Below are 20,154 nucleotides of genomic sequence, written 5' to 3' on the forward strand. Positions count from 1 at the left end.
TCGCCGCGCCAGTGTGCTGTGTTTCATCCTCCGCGCCGTGACTGCGCAGGTCATCGCGGATCAAATGACGGGTGTCCTGAGACGGATGTCAGCTCTCGCGCCGCACAGAACTACTCGAGGACGCTGCTGTTACGGGGCGAGCAACCGGATCAAGCGTGCTGTCACTGCTCCACCGAATATGTGCATAACATTAACATACAATGGTAATGTTTGCGGTAGGCACGCTCAGCAAAAGTCATTGGCTCACTTTCGCATGGCGCGGCGCACAAAAAGCCTGGCGTCATCAAAGGCAGGCACGATCGCCAGTGTCACCAGAACCATCGCGAGCGGTACCGTTGAGATGTAACCAATGTGCTTGAACCCAAATGCCCCCATCACGCCGCCAAAGAAAAAATTCAGCGCCAGCAGTATCAGTATTTTGAGCCGGGTCCGATTGGCGAGAACTTTTGGGTGTGTCGATGTGCTGGTGGCATTCCAGTAAAAGAGTTTTCCCAGCTCAATTCCGATGTCCGTGATGATGCCGGTGATGTGTGTCGTTCGGATTTCGGCTTTTGAAATTTTGGTGATCACCGCGTTTTGTAGCCCCATGATGAAGCACAGGAGCATCACGGTGACTGACACGAACAAGCCATCCACGGTGGATAGTTGGGCGCCCAGAAAGCCAAAGCAGATAAGCAGAAAGGCCTCGACCAAAAGTGGCACTGCAAACTCACTGTGCATCCGTCTGCGTCGGGAGTAATTGACCATGACCGCAGAGCACGCAGCCCCAATCAGAAAAGACAACAATGCGCCGGCGCCACTAAGTACCAGGTCGTAGGCTCCCAGCACACTGTTGTCTGCCATCGAAGAGACGATGCCCGTCATGTGTGAGGTGTACTGATGCACAGCCAGGAAACCGCCAGCATTGATTGCTCCCGCGACGAAAGCCAGGGCAAACCCAAGATGTCGGTTTGCGGCGGTGGTGCGCCTTCGCCCGGTGAGGCTCCTGACATATTTGATCGGCATTTATTCACCCTTGTTTCAAGGGTATGAAGAGCAAAGAAGCCAGCCGATTATGCATATCAGATATCACCAGGTACCCGCGGTTTAGACGGGGCTGCTCGTTGAGTGTTGAAGCCGATGGCTGCCGTTTCTTCTGATCTGTGAACAGAGGATCGCCTGCTGGCGCAGCAGCTTAAAGCGGGTAGTGCGCCGGGTAATGCAGCTTCGCAGCGCCGGTGTCGATAGCGGCCTTGGCCACTGCACCGGCTATTGCTCCGAGCAGGCGAGCATCGAGCGCTTTTGGGAGGATGTAATCGCGGCCAAACTCAAGTTTATCGACGTTGAATGCGTGCAGTACTTGCACCGGTGTCGGCTCTTTGGCCAATTGGCGCAGTGCTTCCACCGCCGCAATTTTCATCGCTTCGTTGATCCGGGTTGCGCGAACATCCAGCGTCCCGCGGAAAATGAACGGAAAGCCCAGAACGTTATTGACCTGGTTAGGGTAATCAGAGCGACCGGTCGCCATGATCAGGTCATCACGTGTGGCCATGGCCAGCTCGTAGCTGATTTCAGGGTCCGGGTTCGAGCAGGCAAACACGATCGGGTTAGGTGCCATCGCTGCCAATGCTTCTGCGGGGAGCAGATTGGCTCCAGACAGGCCGACAAACACGTCAGCACCGGTCATGGCTTCCATCAGCGTACGAGGGCCACCGTCGTTAACGAACTGTGCTTTGTATTGATTGAGGCCTCCCCGAGCGGAGTGGATAACACCGACACGATCGACCATGTATAGGTTGCTTTTTTGAGCGCCGAGACTAAGCAGCAGGCGCATGCAAGCAGTGGCAGCTGCACCGGCGCCGAGGCAGACAATTCTCGCATTACCCAGGGTTTTGCCCTGAATCTCAAGTGCATTGAGCATGCCGGCGGCAGTGACGATGGCCGTACCGTGTTGGTCGTCATGAAAGACTGGGATGCTGCACTGTTCGATCAGTGCTTCTTCGATTTCAAAACACTCAGGCGCTTTGATGTCTTCCAGGTTGATGCCACCAAAGGTGTCGGCAATACGCACGACGGTCTCGATAAAGGCCTGGGAGCTCTCGGCATTGACTTCGATATCGATCGAATCGATTCCGGCGAACCGCTTGAACAGCAATGCTTTGCCTTCCATAACCGGTTTGCTGGCCAAGGGGCCTAGATTGCCGAGCCCCAGAATGGCCGTGCCGTTGGTGATCACGGCCACCAGATTGCCTTTACCGGTAAAGCGGTAAGCATTCTCTGGATTCTTCGCAATTTCGCGTACGGGCTCCGCTACGCCTGGGCTGTAGGCCAGTGCGAGCTGGGCGGCTGTGTCGGCAGGCTTGGTCAGCGCGATGCAGATTTTTCCTGGGGTTGGGAATTCGTGGTAATCCAGTGCAGCCTTCTTGAAGTCGGTAGTCATGCGATCACCTTATTAGATGTTGATTACAATCACATGCTAACACTATTATAATGATAGGCAACGAGGTCCTGACCCACAGACCAGGATCAAATTGCCAGTTGCGCGCTGCTGATGAAGGGGTTTATCAGCCAGCGGACCTACTCTATTGGCCCTAAGACTTCAGGGTGCGCCTGTATCTGTTGGCCTGTAGAGATCCTCCTATGCTTGAACCCGTCTTAGGCCACCTTGTGTGGCCATTTTTTTGCGCGCTCGAATGTCCTGCGCGTCAGACACTCAAGTCATGGGGTGAACGAGTGGCGCGGATGAGCGCGGTGTAGCGGATCAAAATAGCGGGGAGCGAAAGGGGAGGAGGCCATGATCAACCTTTACTGACATGATCGAACGCCTTGGGTGGAACAATCAGAAATGTACTTCGGCGGACTTGATACCCAGATCTCGAAGCTCGCGGATCAGTTCATCAAGGTGTCCAAATGACTCAATTTCCTCATTGTCATTGACCAGAAAATAGCTTCTCCCGGCTTCCTTTTTAAAAAGAATGATCCACTCGTGTGTATTGGCCGGGTTGGCGATCACATGCGTGTCGAAGTGCATGCCTTCACCGTGTTTGGTTTTGACGTCTTCGCGTTTCATTCGGGGGCTCCGGGCATATGTTTCTGCGCTCTCGACACTGTAACTACAGGGTCGGTGGTGTCGTACGAGGCTAGGCCAATTGCTTTACTATTATCACTACGTGTGAATAGTATGCACATGCCACCAGCGCGAGGCTAGTCATGATTGCCATACGAGAAGCTTGGAAAGCGGGCTTGTTAGGGCGCAAGCACTGGCTTCGAAATATCGTCTCGGGGGTCATCGTCGGCGTCGTGGCGTTACCCTTGGCCATGGCGTTTGCCATCGCCTCGGGTGTCAAGCCGGAGCAAGGAATCTACACGGCAATTGTGGGTGGCTTATTGGTTTCGCTTTTCGGCGGGAGTCGACTACAGATCGCCGGCCCGACCGGGGCGTTCATCGTCATTTTGGCCAGCGTAACGGCCAAGTACGGCGTTGATGGCTTGCAGATCGCGACAATGATGGCGGGCGCAATATTATTACTGCTCGGCATCACCAAGCTTGGCGCACTCATCAAGTTCATTCCCGATCCCGTGATCGTTGGGTTCACCGCCGGTATTGGTGTGATCATTTGGGTCGGGCAGTGGAAAGACTTTTTGGGCTTGCCGAACATCAGTGGCGAGCATTTTCATGAGCGGCTTTGGCACCTCATTCAGGCGCTGCCTGGCCTCCATGTGCCCACGACCCTGTTAGCCATCTTGAGCCTGCTGCTGGTGATTCTCGCGCCTAAAATTCCAGGCGTCAGGCGTGTTCCTGGTCCTCTGATTGCCATGGTCGTTGTGACGGCGTTGCATTCCTGTTTTAAATTCGATGGCGTGGCAACGATAGGGAGTGCATTCGGGGGGATTCCTCAAGGACTGCCCAAAATTGGCCTTCCTGAAATAACGCTGCCGCAGATCATTGAATTGATTGGTCCTGCGTTCGCGATCGCGATGCTGGGGGCGATCGAGTCGCTGTTGTCTGCTGTTGTCGCCGACGGGATGGCCGGCACAAAACATGACTCCAATCAGGAGTTAATCGGACAAGGCATTGCCAACCTGGTCACACCTCTGTTTGGTGGTTTTGCTGCGACAGGCGCGATCGCTCGAACTGCGACCAACATCCGCAACGGCGGCAACAGCCCCATTGCGGGTTTTACGCACGCCGTCACGTTGATTTTATTGATCTTCTTCCTGGCACCTCTGGCTTCGGATATCCCGCTGTGTGCGTTGGCTGCGATCTTATTCGTGGTCGCTTACAACATGAGCGAACTGAAGCACTTCAAACGCATGGTCAAACGCGCCCCAAAAGCGGACGTTGCGATCCTTTTAATCACTTTCAGCCTGACCGTTTTCAGCGATCTAGCGATTGCAGTGAATATCGGGGTCATTCTCGCCATGCTGCAGTTTATGCGTCGGATGGCTGCATCTGTAGAGGTGCAGTTAATGGTCGAAAAAGAGCTGGAGGCAGAGTTGCGCTTGAATGGGCATGTACATCTTCCACCTGGTGTTTTGGTTTACACCATTGAGGGGCCTCTCTTCTTTGGCGCAGTAGAAACCTTTGAGCGCGTTTTGGCTCAGACGCACACCGATCCCCGGAAGTTGATAATTCGTCTGAAGCGGGTGCCGTTCATGGATATCACGGGCTTACAAACGCTACTCGAAGTTATTGAGCAGTTGCGTAAACGCAGCATTGTCGTGAAGTTGTGTGAAGCCAACGAAAAAGTCCTTGGCAAGCTCGACAAGGCAGGGGTTCTTCAAGCACTCGGCTCACAGCATTATCATGCTGACTTCAGTGGTGCACTGGGCAGCTACGCCGAGATCGACAAGCCACAGGGCTAGAGACAGGTGCAAGAGAGTAGAAGGAGCGATGAGCAGGCATTCGTCGTGCCCGCTCATGCGCAGATGAATCACTTGCCATTGGCCGCAGTTTTGCTTTTTGTGGCGTAGGACACGCCATGCGTCTCCAGATAGTCCCGAATAAGCTGACGAACGACCTGAGAGGGCGTCAGATCCTGAGACGCGCACAGCTCTTCAAGCGCTTTTTTCTTGACGGGATCAATGAGCACAGTTAGTCGTGCAGTCTTGTTTTCCATGGAGTTGCCAATACCCTAAAACGGTCGATGTTAATCAAATTGTAATGGTCGGGGATTTTTTTGTCACCGATTAGGTTTGTTACAGTTAACGAGATTGACCGTGATCAGAAAATGGCGACGGCCTCGCCCGAATCAATTGCCGCTCTAGCCACTGCTCCAGCTCCCCCCCGAATGCAGGCGCCCATCCAACGGCTTGGGAATAATGTAATCCCTCCTCAGCACCGCTGCAGGCGAGTACTGCGTGGGTCCATACGAGATGAGTGTGCACCCACGTTCAGCAGCAGCCTCATACACTCGGTCGCCGTACGCTCGTTGCGGCTGATTACCTGTAAAGCGGTAAACGTCGTCCGGATTTTTGGCCATTGCCAAGCAGGGCCGCGCGCCCCCCCTGGGCTGTACGCCATTGTCAGGTCACCTATCGTTTCGACCCGCACACTTGATTCAACAATGGTTTTTCCGAGTGGATAACCCTCATGACGATACGCGGCTGTGTTTTTTGCCCCGTATTCATCGCTCGCCTCAGCTGTGATTTTATTATCATACTATGATAATGTGATTAGACCTCAATGTGAGTCTTTGAGGGTGCTTCATTTCAAGAACTTCTCCCATTTGCAGTACAGGCTGGTTCCGTAAATGAAGGCTTACCACGCTGGCTGGGTGATTTATTACTGTGAGTTGTCAGGCGTTGCAGCCTTCGCAGTAACTGGCACCCTGATGGCAGGGCGAAAATCGTTGGACTGGTTCGGTGTGATCACCATCAGTTTAGTCACCGCTTTAGGCGGCGGTGCCTTGCGTGACGTACTGATGGCTCATTATCCGATCGAGTGGGTTTCCAATGAGAATGGCTTTTTGGTAGGGGTTAGTGCTTCGCTAGGAACCATGATTTGGGCGAGGACCTTGAAAACCTTCAACGAGAGGGTGTTGTTGGTAGCCGATGCATTTGGATTGGCTGTATTTACGGTCAGAGGAACAGATATGGCTCTTCAGCAAAACCTCCCTCCCAGCATCGCAGTGATCATGGGTGTAGCTACCGCAGTCGCCGGGGGTGTGATGCGTGATGTGTTGTGTAACGAAATACCGTTGGTGTTTAAACGTGAGGTTTATGCATCCATCAGTATTTTGGGTGCCGTCGCCTATATCACGCTGTTGGATTTGCAGATTTCTCTTGAAGTGGCGTCTGCAATCGCCATTGCGTTCGTTTTTGTCAGCCGTATTGCCGCCATTCGTTGGAAATGGATGCTACCCAGGTTCCATGTAGACGATTGATCTTGTTGCCAGGCCGACAAAGCTACGCTCTATAAGAAAACATGAGTGATGCTTAGTCATCTCTGCCCCCCCATCCTTGAGGCTGCTCCTGCAGCCTTTTTTTTCCTTCGCCATTAGATAGAGTTCATCCGAGAAGTCAGGCCCTCGGGGTTGTAACCTGATTTGTCGTGATGTGCGATAACGAGGCCCGGCGCCAAATTGGACTGTTAGCGGTATCCAGGCACGGACTGTTGTCCCGGACGTAGTCTGGAAATTTGCATCCTTCGCTTTGGGTCAGTCTGTCTGCGTGATCCGAGATGATGATTTGAGGGGTTACGCCTGTCTTCTTGCCGGTCTCATCACAGAACTAGTATGGAAAGGAGATGGGGGGCTAGGGGCGAGTGTTCGAATCACTCCGTCCCGACCCTATTTCGTAAGGGGGTCAAGTTTGGCGGCTTGATCCCCTTTTTCGTTTCTGACGCCCTGGTGCTAAAGTCGCCCACTTTCAGAACAAGGAAGTACCATGCGGATTATCAAAGCAGAGGCCACCCGAACCATTGTTCGCCAATGGTTGATCACGGTTTCTATCGGTCTATTGGCAGTGGCGGGCGGTGCGCAGGCCCAAACCACGCCGAAGGCTTATCAGGAGATAAAGGGCTTGCTGGATTTTGTGGAGCGCAGTGAATGCAAGTTTGTGCGCAATGGCACTGAATACCCGGGACCCCAGGCTCGAGCGCATCTCGAAAAGAAGCTGGATTATCTTGAAGGCAAAAACAGGGTGAGCAGCGCCGAAGACTTTATTGATCTGGCCGCCACCAAAAGCAGCATGAATGGCAAAGCCTATGAAGTGAATTGTTCAGCAGGCGTCCAGCCGACGAGCACGTGGCTGAAGACCGAGTTACAGAGACAGCGCCAGCCCCATTGAATCTGTTCCTGAAACGATAAGGCCCGGCCCACCCGCTGGGCTTTTTTGTTTCTGTCAGCCTGGCTGCTAGGCGGCCAAGGAAACTGGAGGGGGTCGTTCAAATACCCCTGTTTTCGTAATACCAACCCCCGGTCATATCCCTGACGTCTGTCGGTTTTCTCTCTTGAGTGACATAGGTTTTTTGCGGCGAATAGACATAAGCCGCGTAGCCGAAGAGGCAGGAAAGGTCGATTCTCGCGAACGTTACGCGGCCGTGCTCTGATTGAATGTCGATTCTGGTAGGCGCTATGTGCGCCTTTGTAGCCGCGTAACTGACCAGCGCGAACAGTTGCGCTCCGTGCGCATCGAAAGGTTTGTTCTCATCATCGCTACCACAGGTGGAGCTTGGCTTGTCGGCGTAGTTGCCAGTCTCGGATTCAATACTTTTGCACCAATCCTGATTGTGGTAACGGGATATTCGATGTTCATTTACCGTGTTAACCAGTTCGGTTAGCAAGGGGCTCAATTTGGGGCTGGTAGAGTCAGCGGTTACCCACATACAGAAAACAATCAAAACCAATACGGCTGCCACGAAAAGCACCAATTTAAGCGCAGCTCTAATGATTTCAAGCAGGATCAAGCCCAGCACTTTTATAGTTTTGGTGACTACGGATTTAATACTTGAATAGATCGACATCACTTACGTTCCATGTTGTTTGATCGCTGTCCTTGCATCGAAAAAGCGGCGGGCTCTGGTGAATGTTAACCTTTCCGGCACGCCTTCCCGCCGTTGTTTTTCAACGGCGCAGCCAGCGTAGAGGAGGCTGGGCTTTTTCATGCCAAAAAATTCATCTCCCCAATGTCCGGTACGTTGAACCATCTCATTTCCAGGCCGTTCAAATGTTTACAGCGTCAGGCATCGCCTGTCGGGAGATGATCAGATGAAACGTACAACCCCGTTACTGTTGGTAATTGCAGCCACCCTGCTACTCGGTGGCTGCTGGCCGTATTGGCATGATGGACATGGGCATGGACGTGATCATGGTCGTTACTACGGAGGTCAGGAATACCACCGCTACTAGTGCTTTGGCCCAACCCCGAAAAGGTTGGGCTTTTTCATACCCCCCAGCCCTCGCGGACTGCCCGTCGAATGCCCTCCAACAGCATCGCAAACGCCGGGTTGTCGTTGTTTTCGCGCCAGATCAGATGCAGTTCGCTTTGCACCCCATCGCCCAGATCGATATCGCGGAATACCACATTCTTGAACACCACACTCGTCGCGCAGCGCGGCACCAGGGCCAGGCCCATGCCGGCGTTGACCAGCGCCAGGATGGTCAGGGATGAGCCGAGCCATTGCACGTATTCCGGGGCCACGCGAGCCGAGCGCAGCATGCCGGTCAGCAGTTCATTGAACGGCGGGTAGGCGGCGTGGGAGTACATTAGAAAGGGTTGGGCATCGAGGTCCTGCACCGACACGCTTTCGGCTCTGGCCAGTCGATGATTACTCGGCACGGCCAGGACAAACGGCTCACGCACCAGGCATTCGGTGGCGTAGCCCGGTTCCAGCAATGGCGCACGGACGATGCCGAGGTCGATCCGCCGGGCGCGCAGGGCTTCGTGCTGCTGGTAGGTGTTCATCTCCGACAGATCGATTTTCACGTGAGGCTGTTTCAACCGTGCTTCGGCAATCACCTTGGGCAGGAATTCATACACGGCACTGCCGACGAAGCTGATATTGACTGAGCCAATGTCGCCTTCGGCAAAACGCCGGGCAGTGACCGCCGCTTGCTGGGCGCGCTCCAGCAGGTTCTGCGCTTCGATGAAAAAGGCGCGACCGGCGGCCGTCAGGGCAACGCTGCGGGTAGTGCGGGTGAACAGCTCGACGCCCAAGTGGTGCTCCAGCAACTGAATCTGGCGACTGAGTGGAGGTTGCGTCATGTTCAGGCGTTCGGCCGCTCGACGGAAGTTGAGCTCGGTGGCGACCGTGGTAAAGCAGCGCAGTTGGGTGAGTTCGAACATTGATCTAATCCAGGTATCAATCGAATGCCAGGTTAGATTAGACGGGATCAATTACCGCGTCCATGATCGGCTCGTCCCCAAAAAAACAAGATCGGGAGTCGCCCTTGAAAACCCTCCAGAGTTCGACGGAGCCCACGGTGCTGGCCCGCGCCGCCGCCAAAGTGAAACGCCATGTGCTGCCGCTGTTCGTGGTCATGTTCATCGTCAACTACATCGACCGGGTCAATATCGGCTTCGTGCGCAGCCACATGGAAACCGACCTTGGCATTGGCGCCGCGGCTTATGGACTGGGCGCCGGCTTGTTTTTCGTTGGTTATGCGCTGTTTGAAGTACCGTCCAACATGCTGCTGCAGCGTTACGGCGCCCGGGTCTGGCTGACCCGCATCATGTTCACCTGGGGCGCGGCCGCCATGGCGATGGCCTTCGTCAAAGGCGAAACCAGTTTCTACGTGCTGCGCTTTATCCTCGGCGCGGCAGAGGCCGGTTTTTTTCCGGGCATCATTTATTACTTCACCCAATGGCTGCCGGCGTCTGAGCGCGGCAAGACCATGGCGGTGTTCCTCAGCGGTTCAGCGATTGCCTCGGTGATTTCCGGCCCGGTGTCCGGGGCACTGCTGAACGTCAACGGCTTGAACCTGCATGGCTGGCAGTGGATGTTCCTGATCGAAGGCTTTGCCTCCATTGTGCTCTGCGGATTCGTCTGGTTCTGGCTGCAATCCCATCCGAGCGAGGCGAAATGGCTGACTGAAGAGGAGCGGGGCGCATTGATCATGGCCATCGCCGAAGAACAGCAGGCTCGCGAAGCGGCGAAAGGGCCCAAACCGTCGATGTTTAAACTGCTGGCCGACCGGCAGATCGCGTTGTTCTGCTTCATCTACTTCTCCATCGCCCTGACCATTTATGGCGCCACGTTCTGGCTGCCGAGCATGATCAAGAAGATGGGCAACCTCGGCGACTTCCAGGTCGGCCTGTTCAACTCGATTCCCTGGATCATTTCCATCGTCGCGATGTACGGCTTCGCGGCCCTGGCCAGCAAGTGGAAGTTCCAGCAGGCCTGGGTCGCGTTGACCCTGGTGATCGCCGCGTTCGGCATGTTCATGTCCACCACGGGCGGCCCGATCTTTGCCTTTGTCGCGATCTGTTTTGCCGCAATCGGCTTCAAGGCAGCTTCTGCGCTGTTCTGGCCGATTCCGCAAAGTTATCTGGATGCGCGCATCGCGGCGGCAGTCATCGCGCTGATCAATTCCATCGGCAATCTAGGCGGCTTCGTTGCGCCGACTGCGTTCGGTTTCCTCGAGCAATCCACCGGTTCCATCGAGGGCGGCCTGTATGGCCTGGCGGCGACGTCGCTGGTGGCCGCCGTGGTGATCTTCTTTGCTCGCACTACCCCGAAATCAAGCACGCAAACCGCGACCAAAGCGGTGGTGCCGAACCACGCCGCTACACGTTAAGACCTGGATAGAGATCAATCGGAGCCTGACCTTTGAAAATCAAACGCGTAACCGTGACCCCCATCGCCTTTCGCGATCCGCCTTTGCTCAATGCCAGCGGCATTCACGAACCCTTTGCGCTGCGCTCGATCATCGAAATCGAGAGCGACAACGGCTACATCGGCCTCGGCGAGAGCTACGGCGATGCCCCGGCGCTGGCGATCCAGATGCAACTCAAGGATCAATTGATCGGTCTCGACCCGTTCAACCTCAACCAGTTGCGCGCCATCGTCCAGGCCACCGTGGCGGCCAACAAGACCACCAGCGTCGCCGGTGCGGAACTGGCGCCGGGCTCCCATGCGAGCAAAGCCGTCAGCAACGCCTATTCGGCGTTCGAAGTGGCGTTTCTCGACCTGCAGGCGCACTCGCTGAACGTGCCGCTGGTGGATCTGCTGGGTGGGGCGATTCGTGATGAAATCCCGTTCAGCGCCTACCTGTTTTTCAAGTACGCGCAGCATGTTGATTCGCCCTATAAACCGGACAGTTGGGGCGAGGCGCTGAACGAAGAACAGATCGTCGCCCAGGCCCGGCGCATGATCGAAACCTACGGTTTCAAGAGCATCAAGCTCAAGGCCGGCGCGTTGGAGCCGGAGCATGAAGTGGCGTGCATCAAGGCCTTGAAGAAGGCGTTTCCCGGCGTCCCGCTGCGCATCGATCCGAACGCCAACTGGTCGCTGGACACCTCGATTCGCATGGCCGAACTGTTGGGCGATGACCTGCAATATTACGAAGACCCGACGCCGGGCCTGGAAGGCATGTCCGAACTGCACAAGCGCACCGGCCTGCCGCTGGCGACCAACATGGTGGTCACCGATTTCGATGAATTCCGCCGCAGCGTGGCGCTGAACAGCGTGCAGATCGTGCTCGCCGATCACCACTACTGGGGCGGCCTGCGCGACACCCAGGCGCTGGCGAAGATGTGCCAGACCTTTGGCCTGGGCGTGTCCATGCATTCCAACTCGCACTTGGGCATTAGCTTGATGGCCATGGCGCATGTGGCGGCGTCGGTGCCGAATCTGGATTACGCCTGCGACACCCATTACCCGTGGCAGGAGCCGGATGAAGAGGTGATCAAGGGCGGCAAGCTGCCGATCGTGGATGGCTGCGTGAAGATCACCCGCGCGCCGGGTCTGGGGTTGGAGCTCGATCATGATCAGCTGGGCAAGCTGCATGATCAGTACCTGACGTGCGGTATTCGTCAGCGCGATGATGTGAGACAGATGCAGAAGTATCAGCCAGAGTGGAAGACGGTTAAGCCACGTTTCTAGTTTTTCAGCGAAACGCTGTGGCTAACACTGAACCTTGTGGCGAGGGGGCTTGTTGTGGCCAGGGGGCTTGCTGTGGCGAGGGGGCTTGCCCCCGTTGGGTCGCGCAGCGGCCCCTGCACCCAGTGCACACAGCTTGGCGACTGCTTCGCAGCCGAACGGGGGCAAGCCCCCTCGCCACAGGTTCACCGCCCGCCACAGGTTTGGCGTCGATCAGTTGATATCCGAATCACACCCATCCGGATCCGGCTCCCGCGCCTTGACCGCACGCTGCAACCGCGCCGCGATCAGGGTGTTCTTCAGCAGATAAGCAATCGTCATCGGCCCGACACCACCCGGCACCGGCGTAATCGCACTGGCCACGGTACGCGCACTGGCGTAATCGACGTCGCCCACCAAACGGCTGCCGGATGCGTCGGTAATACGATTGATCCCGACATCAATCACCACGGCCCCAGGCTTGAGCCAACTGGCATCGATCAATCCAGGACGGCCCACCGCCGCCACAACAATATCCGCCAACCGGCACAGCGCCGGCGCATCGACGCTGCGCGAGTGCACCACGCTGACCGAACAGTGAGCCTGCAACAACAAGGTCGCCATCGGCTTGCCGACAATGTTCGACCGGCCGATGACCACCGCGTGCAGCCCGCTGATATCCCCGCACGTCTCCTGCAACAGGCGCATGCAACCGCTGGGCGTACACGGGGTCAAGACGTCCATGCCTTGCACCAGACCGCCGACGTTTTCGCGATGAAACCCATCCACGTCCTTGATCGGGTCGATGGCATGAATCACGGCGGCTTCATCGATATGCCCCGGCAACGGCAACTGCACCAGAATGCCGTTCACCGTGACGTCGGCGTTGAGTTGCGCGATCAGCTCCAGCACTTGAGCCTGGCTGGCGTCGTCCGGCAAGCGATGTTCGAGGGAGCGAATCCCGACTTCCTTGGCTCGCAGCAGTTTATTGCGCACGTAGACGTGGCTGGCCGGGTCGTCGCCGACCAGCACGACCGCGAGGGCGGGATGAATCTGCTGCGCGGCCAGGGCCAGAACTTCTTCGCGGACCTCGTCGAGCACCTGGGCGGAAATGGCTTTGCCGTCGATATCCCGGGCCAGTGTGGGGGTACTGCTGATCAAATGCGTCACCGTCGTCATTGAAAGAGCAGGGCGCAGGTTACCAGTCGAGGGTCGCCGTCTACCACAGGCAGCAGATGGACAGGATGTCGCGGGGGAGGATAGAGGCTGTCGTGTTGAAAGCGGGGCGAATCTTTTTTGCGATGCGCCCCTGAGCCAGTTGCACATCATTCAATTGAAGCCCTGCGCTGCAAATCAGCCATTTGCTTCCACTCAATCCCGAAGCGCGCCAGGTATTTACGCAAGCGATCCGCATCGTTCGGCTGCGCCTTGGCCTGGCGCGACACGCCAAACAAACGTCGTCCCGCATCAGACAAGCTGTCCGCCTGCCGGCAAACGTCGAGCACAGCTTTCAGTTGCAGGCGATCAAACAGGTCGATGTCGACGTTCTCACCGAGCAATCCATCCAAATCATCACTGGGTTGCGTCAGGCCCCAGGCATAACGCAGGCGATCAATTTCTTCCTCGACCTGAGCCTCGTCGATGCGCCCGCTGTCGGCCAGCGTTGCCATGCGCGTGATGGACGCCGACAACTCGCGGAAGTTACCCAGCCAAGCGGCTTCGCTGGAGCTGGCGAAAGCCAGGTAGCGGCGTCGAGCCTCCAGGTTGAACCGCACCAAATGGCCTTGGTCGCGGGCATGGCGTTCCAGTTCGAAATCGATGTTGGGTTCGATGTCTTCGCGCCGACCCGCCAGGCCGGGCAGGTCGAACGTCCACAGGTTGATCCGTGCATACAGGTCTTCGCGAAACAGGCCTTCGGCGACGCGACTGCGCAGGTCGCGGTGGGTGCCGGCGATGATCAGGAAGTCGCTTTCCACTTCCTTGTCCGAGCCCATGGGAAAGAAGCGTTTCTCTTCCACGGCTTTGAGCAGCATGGCCTGTTCGTCGGCGCCCAGCTCGCCGATCTCATCGAGAAACAGCATGCCGCCATCGGCTGCGCGCAGCAGGCCGTCGCGGGCATTCTGTGCGCCGGTGAATGCGCCTTTGATGTGGCCGAACAACGTCGACATGGCGCCGTCGCCGCGCAAGGTCGCGCAGTTCACTTCCACAAAGCGCCCCTGCATCTGGTGCCGGCTGCGCTTGAGTTCATAGATGCGTCGGGCCAGGAAGGACTTGCCCGCACCGGTCGGCCCGATCAGCAGCATCGGTGCCTGGGAGCGCACCGCTACGCGTTCGATCTGCTCGATGGAGCGGTTGAACGCGACGTTACGGGTGGCGATCCCGGACTTCAGAAACGCCAGGCCTTCGAGGCGTTTATGGGCGAAGCGCGAGGCGATGCGGTCGTAGCGCGACAGGTCGAGGTCGATCAGGGCGTGGGTGCCGATGGCTTTATCTGCTTCGCTCTGGCGCCGGGCCGGGGAGGTCTGGATCAGCCGCGCCGGTAAAAATCGCGCCTCGGTCAGCAGGAACCAGCAGATCTGCGCCACGTGGGTCCCGGTGGTGATGTGCACGAGGTAATCCTCGTGCTCGGTGTCGAAGGTGTAGTCGGTGGTGAAGTCGTGCAGCGCGCCGTACACCTCTTCGAAATCCCAGGGGTTGCGCAGTGACATGGGATGCAGGCGCACCTCGGTGTCCGGCGAGACTTGGCGGATGTCCTCGCGAACCCGCTGGGCCAGGCTGACGTCCCGGGCGTCGACACCGTGAATCAGTTCCAGCCGATGGATCAGCACGTCCGGTTGCTGGCACAGGCCTACGCTCGGTCGCCAGTGACTCCAGCGATTGGCGCCCTTGCCGACGCGATCGAGGGTGGCGCCGATAAAACCGATGGCGACGCTGCGCTTGGCTGACATGTTTATACCTGAAGATAAAAAGCGATATCAAAGGATAGATAAATAGCGAGCCGTTTGTCGCCTTCAGAATTCTCAAAAATCACAAAAATTAAAAATAACGATATAAATCAATAAGATAAAAAATAATTAGAACAAAAAAACAAACCTGGCACGTCGGCTGCACTATCTCTGGCAACGAACGAGACAACAAGCGAGACGCCACGATGGCCAACTTCAAACTGTTCAACACCCAACAGGCAAACCTGCCGGCATGCGACACGCTGAACGCCGCTCAAGCTCCGGCTTATGCCTACAGCGCCAAACACAAGTTGGCCCAACTGGCCGTGACCGGGTGCCTGAACTCGACGTTCTACGCTTCGGCCGAAAGCCAACTGGATCAGGTGTTGCAATTGGTCGCCGAGCTGGACAGCCGCTACGTGGCGAAGGCCGCTTTGTATGCTCGTAAAAAGGGTCACATGAAAGACATGCCGGCCTTGATGCTCGCCGCCCTCACGGCACAGCGTTCGGCGCTGGTGCCAGAGGTGTTCGAGCAGGTGGTGGACAGCGGCAAGATGTTGCGCAACTTCGTACAGATCCTGCGCAGCGGTGCCACGGGGCGCAAGTCCCTCGGTTCGCAGCCAAAGCGCCTGGTGCAGAACTGGTTGAACAACGCCAGCGAACGCCAATTGCTCCAGGCCTCGATCGGCAACCAGCCGTCGCTGGCGGATGTGGTGAAGATGGTTCACCCCAAGCCCAACGAGGCCTGGCGTGCAGCGTTCTTCGCCTGGCTGATCGGTAAACCGGTGGATGTGCAGGCCTTGCCTGAACTGACCCGCTCGTTGCTGGCCTTCCGTAGCGGCGCGAGCCAGGAGGTGCCGCCGGTACCGTTCCAACTGCTGGGTAACGAGGCCCTGAGCAAGGAGCAATGGGCGGCTCAGGCGCAGAACATGGGCTGGCAAGCCCTGCGCATGAACCTCAACACCCTTGCGCGCCACGGTGCGTTTCAAGTGCCGGGTTGCGCTGAGTATGTGGCCGCACGTTTGGCGGACGCCGAGGCGGTGGCGAAGGCGCGGGTGTATCCGTACCAGTTATTGGCGGCGTATCGCATGACCGGGGAGGACGTGCCGCTCATAGTGCGCGAGGCATTGCAGGACGCATTGGAACTGTCCTTGGCCAACGTGCCGGCGCTGCAAGGGCATGTCGTGGTGTGCCCGGACGTGTCGGGCTCGATGCACAGCCCGGTCACCGGTTATCGCCAGGGCGCGACCAGCGCAGTACGCTGCATTGATGTGGCTGCACTGATCGCCGCAGCGGTTTTGCGCAAACAACCGCAAGCCCGGGTGATGCCGTTTGAAATGAAGGTGGTGGATATCCAGCTCAACCCGCGTGACAGCGTGATGAGCAACGCCGAGAAGCTCGCCGGCATCGGCGGTGGCGGGACTAGCTGCTCGGCGCCACTGGCGAAACTGGCTGACGAGAAGGCCAAGGTCGATACGCTGATCATGGTCTCGGACAATGAATCCTGGCTCGACGCGCGTCGCCGGGGCAGCAGTGAAACGATGCAGCAATGGGATCGGATCAAGCAGATCAACCCGCACGCGCGGCTGGTGTGCATCGACATGCAACCGGGCTGGGCGACCCAGGCGCCGGACCGTGAGGACATCTTGAATGTCGGCGGTTTCAGCGACGCGGTGTTCGACGTGATCGAGCAGTTCGCCACTGGCAACTACGGTACGCAGCACTGGGTGAAGGTGATCGAGGCCATGGAGTAAGCAAACGCGTGCGCCGGTCACACGGCGCACGCCACACGAATTGATTTTTTCACCGGCACTGAATGCCCATGGGACTACATCGAAGGCGTCCCATCAAACTCTTGTCAGAGGCGGTGAAAGGCACGAATGCCGAATGGCTGTACATCTAACGACCGGTTCAGTCCGGTGCGCGGCAACGCGCAACAGTCATTCACTTTTGTCGTGCCACCTATTTGAAATTTTGGCAGCGAATGCCACAGGTACTACATCGTGTCGCGGGTTCGACTCCCGCCCCGGTAACGGGTAGCTCAGTTGGTAGAGCATATGTGCCTGTATCCCCTGGTCGCTGCCGGGTATTGGAACAACGCCGGATAATCGGCCAAAAGAAAAGAATAGAGATCATGCAAGAACATACCTACCAACTGCTGGAAGTCGCCAACGGCAAACCGATCAAGCTCTGGACCGAAGGCGTCCCGGTGGAACGCGAAGCCCGCGAGCAGTTGATGAACACGGCGAAGATGCCGTTCATTTTCAAACACCTGGCCGTGATGCCGGACGTGCACCTGGGCAAGGGCTCAACCATCGGCAGTGTGATTCCGACGGTGGGTGCGATCATTCCGGCAGCGGTCGGCGTCGACATCGGTTGCGGCATGATCGCCGCGCGTACCTCGCTGATGGCCGCCGATTTGCCGGACAACCTGCACGGCCTGCGTAGCGCCATTGAGCAAGCGGTGCCCCACGGCCGCAGCTCGACCCGTTCGCGCCGGGACAAAGGCGCCTGGGACGAGATCCCCCGACAGGCCGATCACGCCTGGGCGGCGCTCGACCCACGGTTCAAGTTGATCACCGACAAGTACCCGGCACTGGCCAAAACCAACAACCGTGGGCATTTGGGCACGTTGGGCAGCGGTAACCATTTCATCGAGGTCTGCCTGGATGAAGCCAACCGTGTCTGGTTCATGTTGCACAGCGGTTCCCGTGGGGTCGGCAACGCCATTGGCAACCTGTTCATTCAACTGGCCCAGGCGGATATGCGCCAGCACATCGCCGACTTGCCGGACCGCGACCTGGCGTACTTCGAAGAGGGCAGCCAGCACTTCGATGACTACGTCGAAGCGGTGGGTTGGGCCCAGGATTTCGCCAAGCAGAACCGTGCGTTGATGATGCAAGCGGTGATTCAGGCGACACGGCAAGTGATCAGCAAGCCGTTCGAGGTGGCGTTGGAGGCGGTGAACTGCCATCACAACTACGTGCAGAAAGAGCGCCATTTTGGTGAAGAGATTCTGGTGACCCGCAAAGGCGCGGTGTCGGCGAAGAAGGGCGAGTTGGGAATCATTCCGGGGTCGATGGGGGCGAAAAGCTTCATCGTTCGCGGCCTGGGTAACGAGCAATCGTTCTGCTCCTGCAGCCACGGCGCCGGTCGCACCATGAGCCGGACCAAGGCCAAGAACACCTTCACCCTTGAAGATCAGATTCGCGCCACCGCGCACGTGGAGTGCCGCAAGGACGCTGCCGTCATCGATGAAATACCGATGGCCTACAAGGACATCGACAAAGTCATGCACGCCCAGCGCGAGCTGGTTGAAGTACTGCACACCCTGCGTCAGGTGGTGTGCGTAAAAGGATAGGGAACATGGACAACTATGAAACTCACCCGCTGGCGCCCGAGATGCGCGCCCGGGTGTTACAGGCGCTTGAAAGGATAGAGCGCGAGCGTAACGTCAGCGTGCTTTACGCCTGTGAGTCCGGCAGTCGCGCCTGGGGCTTTGCCTCGACCGACAGCGACTATGACGTGCGCTTCGTCTACGTGGAAAAACCGGAGTGGTTCGTCCAGGTCGATACGCCGCGGGATGTGATTGAGCGGCCGCTGGACGATGAACTGGATGTCAGTGGTTGGGAGCTGCGCAAGACCCTCGGGCTGTTGCGCAAGTCCAATCCGACGCTGCTGGAATGGCTCGATTCGCCCCTGGTGTATCGCAGCGAAACGGCCGCGACCCTGCAACTGCGTGAGCTGGCCGAGGCGTTCTACAGCCCGCCGGCCGCGCGCAATCATTACCTGTCGATGGCCCGGAAAAACTTTCGCGGCTACCTGCAAGGCGAGAGCGTGCGGTTCAAGAAGTATTTCTACGTGCTGCGTCCGTTGCTGGCGGTGCGCTGGATCGACCAGGGCCGGGGTCGCCCGCCGATGACCTTCGCCGACTTGCTCAGCACCGTCGACGACCCGGCTCTGCTGGATGAAGTCGCCGAATTGCTGGTGCTCAAGCGCAACGCCGATGAAAGTGCCTACGGCCCACGTCGACACGCGTTGCACCAGTTCATCGCTACGGAACTGGAGCGCGCAGTGCCTAAACTGCCGCGCACCCAGGAAGACTCCCGGCTGTTGGATCAGTATTTGAGAGACACGGTAAAGCGTTACGCCTAAGGATGAACATGAAACAGGAAGTGATTGAACTGGACGGCGCGATGGGCGGCGGTCAGGTACTGCGCAGTGGCTTGAGCCTGTCGATGGTGACCGGTCGGGCGCTGCAGATTAAGAACATTCGGGCCCGGCGCAGCCGTCCCGGTTTGCTGCGCCAGCACCTGACGGCGGTACTGGCGGCGGCCGAGGTCTGTGGCGCCACCGTGCAGGGCGCGGAGTTGGGTTCGCAGGTGTTGTCCTTTGAACCGGGGCCGATTCGTGGCGGCGAATTCAGCTTCGCCATTGGCACGGCGGGCAGTTGCACCCTGGTGTTGCAGACACTGTTGCCGGCCTTGTTGCTGGCGCCGCAAGCCAGTCGTGTACGGATCTCGGGCGGTACGCATAATCCATTGGCGCCGCCCAGCGATTTCCTGGAGCGCGCCTGGCTGCCGCTGCTGCGGCGCATGGGGGCCAAGGTTGAGTTGCAACTGATTCGCCACGGGTTTGTGCCGGCCGGTGGTGGCGAGATCGAAGTCTTCATCCAGCCTTCGCAACTGCGACCGCTGCATCTGTTGGAGCGCGGCGCGTTACTGGCGCAGAGCGCTTCGGCCCTGGTGGCGGGCCTTGCGCCACAAGTGGCTGAGCGTGAACTGGAGCGGGTCGGCAAACGACTGGGAATGGCGCCGAAGGTGTTGCATTGCGTCGCGCTCGATCAGGATCGGGGGCCGGGCAATGTCCTGCTGGTGGAATGCGTGTTTGAGCACGTCACCGAAGTGTTCAGTGGTTTTGGCCAAGCGGCCCTGCGTGCCGAGAAGGTCGCCGATGGCGCCATCGACCAGGCTGCGGATTGGCTGAACAGCGCCACCGCCGTGGCCGAGCACCTTGCCGATCAGTTGCTGCTGCCCATGGCCATGGCGGGCGGTGGCAGCTTCACCACGCCGCGCATGACCGAGCATCTGCAAAGCAATATCGCGGTGATCGAGCGTTTTCTGCCGGTCACTATCGATTGCACCGTGGAAGGGGACAGCCGGCTGTTGGTTGAATGCAAAAGCGTGAATCAGTGACACCGCTCGCCAC

General features: G+C 57.8%; 18 protein-coding genes. 9 read left to right on the plus strand and 9 right to left on the minus strand.

The annotated features are described in order from the left end of the window. Positions 1-243 precede the first annotated feature (243 nt). The 3 genes from ACY4LX_RS13060 to ACY4LX_RS13070 all read right to left on the minus strand — a co-directional run bounded on the left by ACY4LX_RS13060 (position 244) and on the right by ACY4LX_RS13070 (position 3,049). A complete protein-coding gene (locus ACY4LX_RS13060) occupies positions 244-1,005 on the minus strand; it encodes a YoaK family protein (protein ID WP_463260123.1) in 762 nt (253 codons plus the stop codon). A gap of 169 nt (positions 1,006-1,174) precedes the next feature. Next, positions 1,175-2,419, minus strand: a complete 1,245-nt coding sequence (locus ACY4LX_RS13065; RefSeq protein ID WP_463260124.1) for a malic enzyme-like NAD(P)-binding protein — start codon at positions 2,417-2,419, stop codon at positions 1,175-1,177. Positions 2,420-2,818: 399 nt separating this feature from the next. Next, positions 2,819-3,049, minus strand: a complete 231-nt coding sequence (locus tag ACY4LX_RS13070) for a hypothetical protein (RefSeq protein WP_463260125.1) — start codon at positions 3,047-3,049, stop codon at positions 2,819-2,821. A 140-nt stretch (positions 3,050-3,189) separates the two neighbouring features. Here ACY4LX_RS13070 and ACY4LX_RS13075 point away from each other — a divergent pair, with 140 nt between their 5' ends. Further along, complete coding sequence (locus tag ACY4LX_RS13075) at positions 3,190-4,845, plus strand: SulP family inorganic anion transporter (protein WP_149658768.1); 1,656 nt, start codon at positions 3,190-3,192, stop codon at positions 4,843-4,845. A gap of 68 nt (positions 4,846-4,913) precedes the next feature. Here ACY4LX_RS13075 and ACY4LX_RS13080 read toward each other — a convergent pair whose 3' ends face one another. Next, positions 4,914-5,099 (minus strand): ribbon-helix-helix protein, CopG family, encoded by a 186-nt coding sequence (locus ACY4LX_RS13080; protein WP_045060687.1) that lies wholly within the window; start codon positions 5,097-5,099, stop codon positions 4,914-4,916. Positions 5,100-5,732: 633 nt separating this feature from the next. Here ACY4LX_RS13080 and ACY4LX_RS13085 point away from each other — a divergent pair. Next, positions 5,733-6,365: a trimeric intracellular cation channel family protein gene (locus ACY4LX_RS13085; RefSeq protein WP_149658767.1), complete on the plus strand. Its 633-nt coding sequence runs from the start codon at positions 5,733-5,735 to the stop codon at positions 6,363-6,365. Between the two features lie 502 nt (positions 6,366-6,867). Next, positions 6,868-7,269, plus strand: a complete 402-nt coding sequence (locus ACY4LX_RS13090) for a YfeK family protein (RefSeq protein ID WP_463260126.1) — start codon at positions 6,868-6,870, stop codon at positions 7,267-7,269. Between the two features lie 97 nt (positions 7,270-7,366). On the opposite strand, the gene ACY4LX_RS13095 is transcribed toward ACY4LX_RS13090, so the two are convergent. The 3 genes from ACY4LX_RS13095 to ACY4LX_RS13105 form a co-directional block, all read right to left on the minus strand. Further along, positions 7,367-7,945 (minus strand): hypothetical protein, encoded by a 579-nt coding sequence (locus tag ACY4LX_RS13095; RefSeq protein WP_463260127.1) that lies wholly within the window; start codon positions 7,943-7,945, stop codon positions 7,367-7,369. A gap of 3 nt (positions 7,946-7,948) precedes the next feature. After that, positions 7,949-8,128, minus strand: coding sequence for a hypothetical protein (locus ACY4LX_RS13100; protein WP_463260128.1), 180 nt, complete (start codon positions 8,126-8,128; stop codon positions 7,949-7,951). A 236-nt stretch (positions 8,129-8,364) separates the two neighbouring features. Then, positions 8,365-9,267: a LysR family transcriptional regulator gene (locus ACY4LX_RS13105; RefSeq protein WP_463260129.1), complete on the minus strand. Its 903-nt coding sequence runs from the start codon at positions 9,265-9,267 to the stop codon at positions 8,365-8,367. 104 nt (positions 9,268-9,371) lie between these two features. On the opposite strand from ACY4LX_RS13105, the gene ACY4LX_RS13110 reads away from it, so the two are divergent. After that, entirely contained in the window at positions 9,372-10,718 is a 1,347-nt protein-coding gene (locus ACY4LX_RS13110; RefSeq protein ID WP_463260130.1) for an MFS transporter, read from the plus strand. Positions 10,719-10,750: 32 nt separating this feature from the next. Next, positions 10,751-12,025: a glucarate dehydratase family protein gene (locus ACY4LX_RS13115; RefSeq protein ID WP_149658761.1), complete on the plus strand. Its 1,275-nt coding sequence runs from the start codon at positions 10,751-10,753 to the stop codon at positions 12,023-12,025. A 210-nt stretch (positions 12,026-12,235) separates the two neighbouring features. Here the strand turns inward: ACY4LX_RS13115 and folD are convergent, their stop codons facing one another. Both folD and rtcR read right to left on the minus strand, forming a co-directional pair. After that, positions 12,236-13,180 carry a bifunctional methylenetetrahydrofolate dehydrogenase/methenyltetrahydrofolate cyclohydrolase FolD gene (gene folD / locus ACY4LX_RS13120; protein ID WP_463260131.1) on the minus strand — a complete coding sequence of 315 codons (945 nt, stop codon included), beginning with the start codon at positions 13,178-13,180 and terminating at the stop codon, positions 12,236-12,238. Positions 13,181-13,326: 146 nt separating this feature from the next. Continuing rightward, positions 13,327-14,949 carry an RNA repair transcriptional activator RtcR gene (rtcR, locus tag ACY4LX_RS13125; RefSeq protein WP_463260132.1) on the minus strand — a complete coding sequence of 541 codons (1,623 nt, stop codon included), beginning with the start codon at positions 14,947-14,949 and terminating at the stop codon, positions 13,327-13,329. Positions 14,950-15,152: 203 nt separating this feature from the next. Between rtcR and ACY4LX_RS13130 the strand changes: the two genes are divergently transcribed. The 4 genes from ACY4LX_RS13130 to rtcA all read left to right on the plus strand — a co-directional run bounded on the left by ACY4LX_RS13130 (position 15,153) and on the right by rtcA (position 20,141). Further along, positions 15,153-16,700, plus strand: a complete 1,548-nt coding sequence (locus ACY4LX_RS13130) for an RNA-binding protein (protein WP_463260133.1) — start codon at positions 15,153-15,155, stop codon at positions 16,698-16,700. 380 nt (positions 16,701-17,080) lie between these two features. Then, complete coding sequence (locus ACY4LX_RS13135) at positions 17,081-18,307, plus strand: RtcB family protein (protein ID WP_463260134.1); 1,227 nt, start codon at positions 17,081-17,083, stop codon at positions 18,305-18,307. Positions 18,308-18,312: 5 nt separating this feature from the next. Beyond that, positions 18,313-19,101: a nucleotidyltransferase domain-containing protein gene (locus ACY4LX_RS13140; RefSeq protein ID WP_463260135.1), complete on the plus strand. Its 789-nt coding sequence runs from the start codon at positions 18,313-18,315 to the stop codon at positions 19,099-19,101. A gap of 8 nt (positions 19,102-19,109) precedes the next feature. Further along, entirely contained in the window at positions 19,110-20,141 is a 1,032-nt protein-coding gene (gene rtcA, locus ACY4LX_RS13145; protein WP_149658755.1) for an RNA 3'-terminal phosphate cyclase, read from the plus strand. Positions 20,142-20,154 lie beyond the last annotated feature (13 nt).

This window comes from Pseudomonas sp. Emmai (assembly GCF_055179735.1).

Coding starts and splice junctions, on each gene's coding strand:
- ACY4LX_RS13060 (WP_463260123.1), bottom strand. CDS start 1,005: ATGCCGATCAAATATGTCAGGAGCCTCACCGGGCGAAGGCGCACCACC.
- ACY4LX_RS13065 (WP_463260124.1), bottom strand. CDS start 2,419: ATGACTACCGACTTCAAGAAGGCTGCACTGGATTACCACGAATTCCCA.
- ACY4LX_RS13070 (WP_463260125.1), bottom strand. CDS start 3,049: ATGAAACGCGAAGACGTCAAAACCAAACACGGTGAAGGCATGCACTTC.
- ACY4LX_RS13075 (WP_149658768.1), top strand. CDS start 3,190: ATGATTGCCATACGAGAAGCTTGGAAAGCGGGCTTGTTAGGGCGCAAG.
- ACY4LX_RS13080 (WP_045060687.1), bottom strand. CDS start 5,099: ATGGAAAACAAGACTGCACGACTAACTGTGCTCATTGATCCCGTCAAG.
- ACY4LX_RS13085 (WP_149658767.1), top strand. CDS start 5,733: ATGAAGGCTTACCACGCTGGCTGGGTGATTTATTACTGTGAGTTGTCA.
- ACY4LX_RS13090 (WP_463260126.1), top strand. CDS start 6,868: ATGCGGATTATCAAAGCAGAGGCCACCCGAACCATTGTTCGCCAATGG.
- ACY4LX_RS13095 (WP_463260127.1), bottom strand. CDS start 7,945: ATGTCGATCTATTCAAGTATTAAATCCGTAGTCACCAAAACTATAAAA.
- ACY4LX_RS13100 (WP_463260128.1), bottom strand. CDS start 8,128: ATGGTTCAACGTACCGGACATTGGGGAGATGAATTTTTTGGCATGAAA.
- ACY4LX_RS13105 (WP_463260129.1), bottom strand. CDS start 9,267: ATGTTCGAACTCACCCAACTGCGCTGCTTTACCACGGTCGCCACCGAG.
- folD (WP_463260131.1), bottom strand. CDS start 13,180: ATGACGACGGTGACGCATTTGATCAGCAGTACCCCCACACTGGCCCGG.
- rtcR (WP_463260132.1), bottom strand. CDS start 14,949: ATGTCAGCCAAGCGCAGCGTCGCCATCGGTTTTATCGGCGCCACCCTC.
- ACY4LX_RS13130 (WP_463260133.1), top strand. CDS start 15,153: ATGGCCAACTTCAAACTGTTCAACACCCAACAGGCAAACCTGCCGGCA.
- ACY4LX_RS13135 (WP_463260134.1), top strand. CDS start 17,081: ATGCAAGAACATACCTACCAACTGCTGGAAGTCGCCAACGGCAAACCG.
- ACY4LX_RS13140 (WP_463260135.1), top strand. CDS start 18,313: ATGGACAACTATGAAACTCACCCGCTGGCGCCCGAGATGCGCGCCCGG.
- rtcA (WP_149658755.1), top strand. CDS start 19,110: ATGAAACAGGAAGTGATTGAACTGGACGGCGCGATGGGCGGCGGTCAG.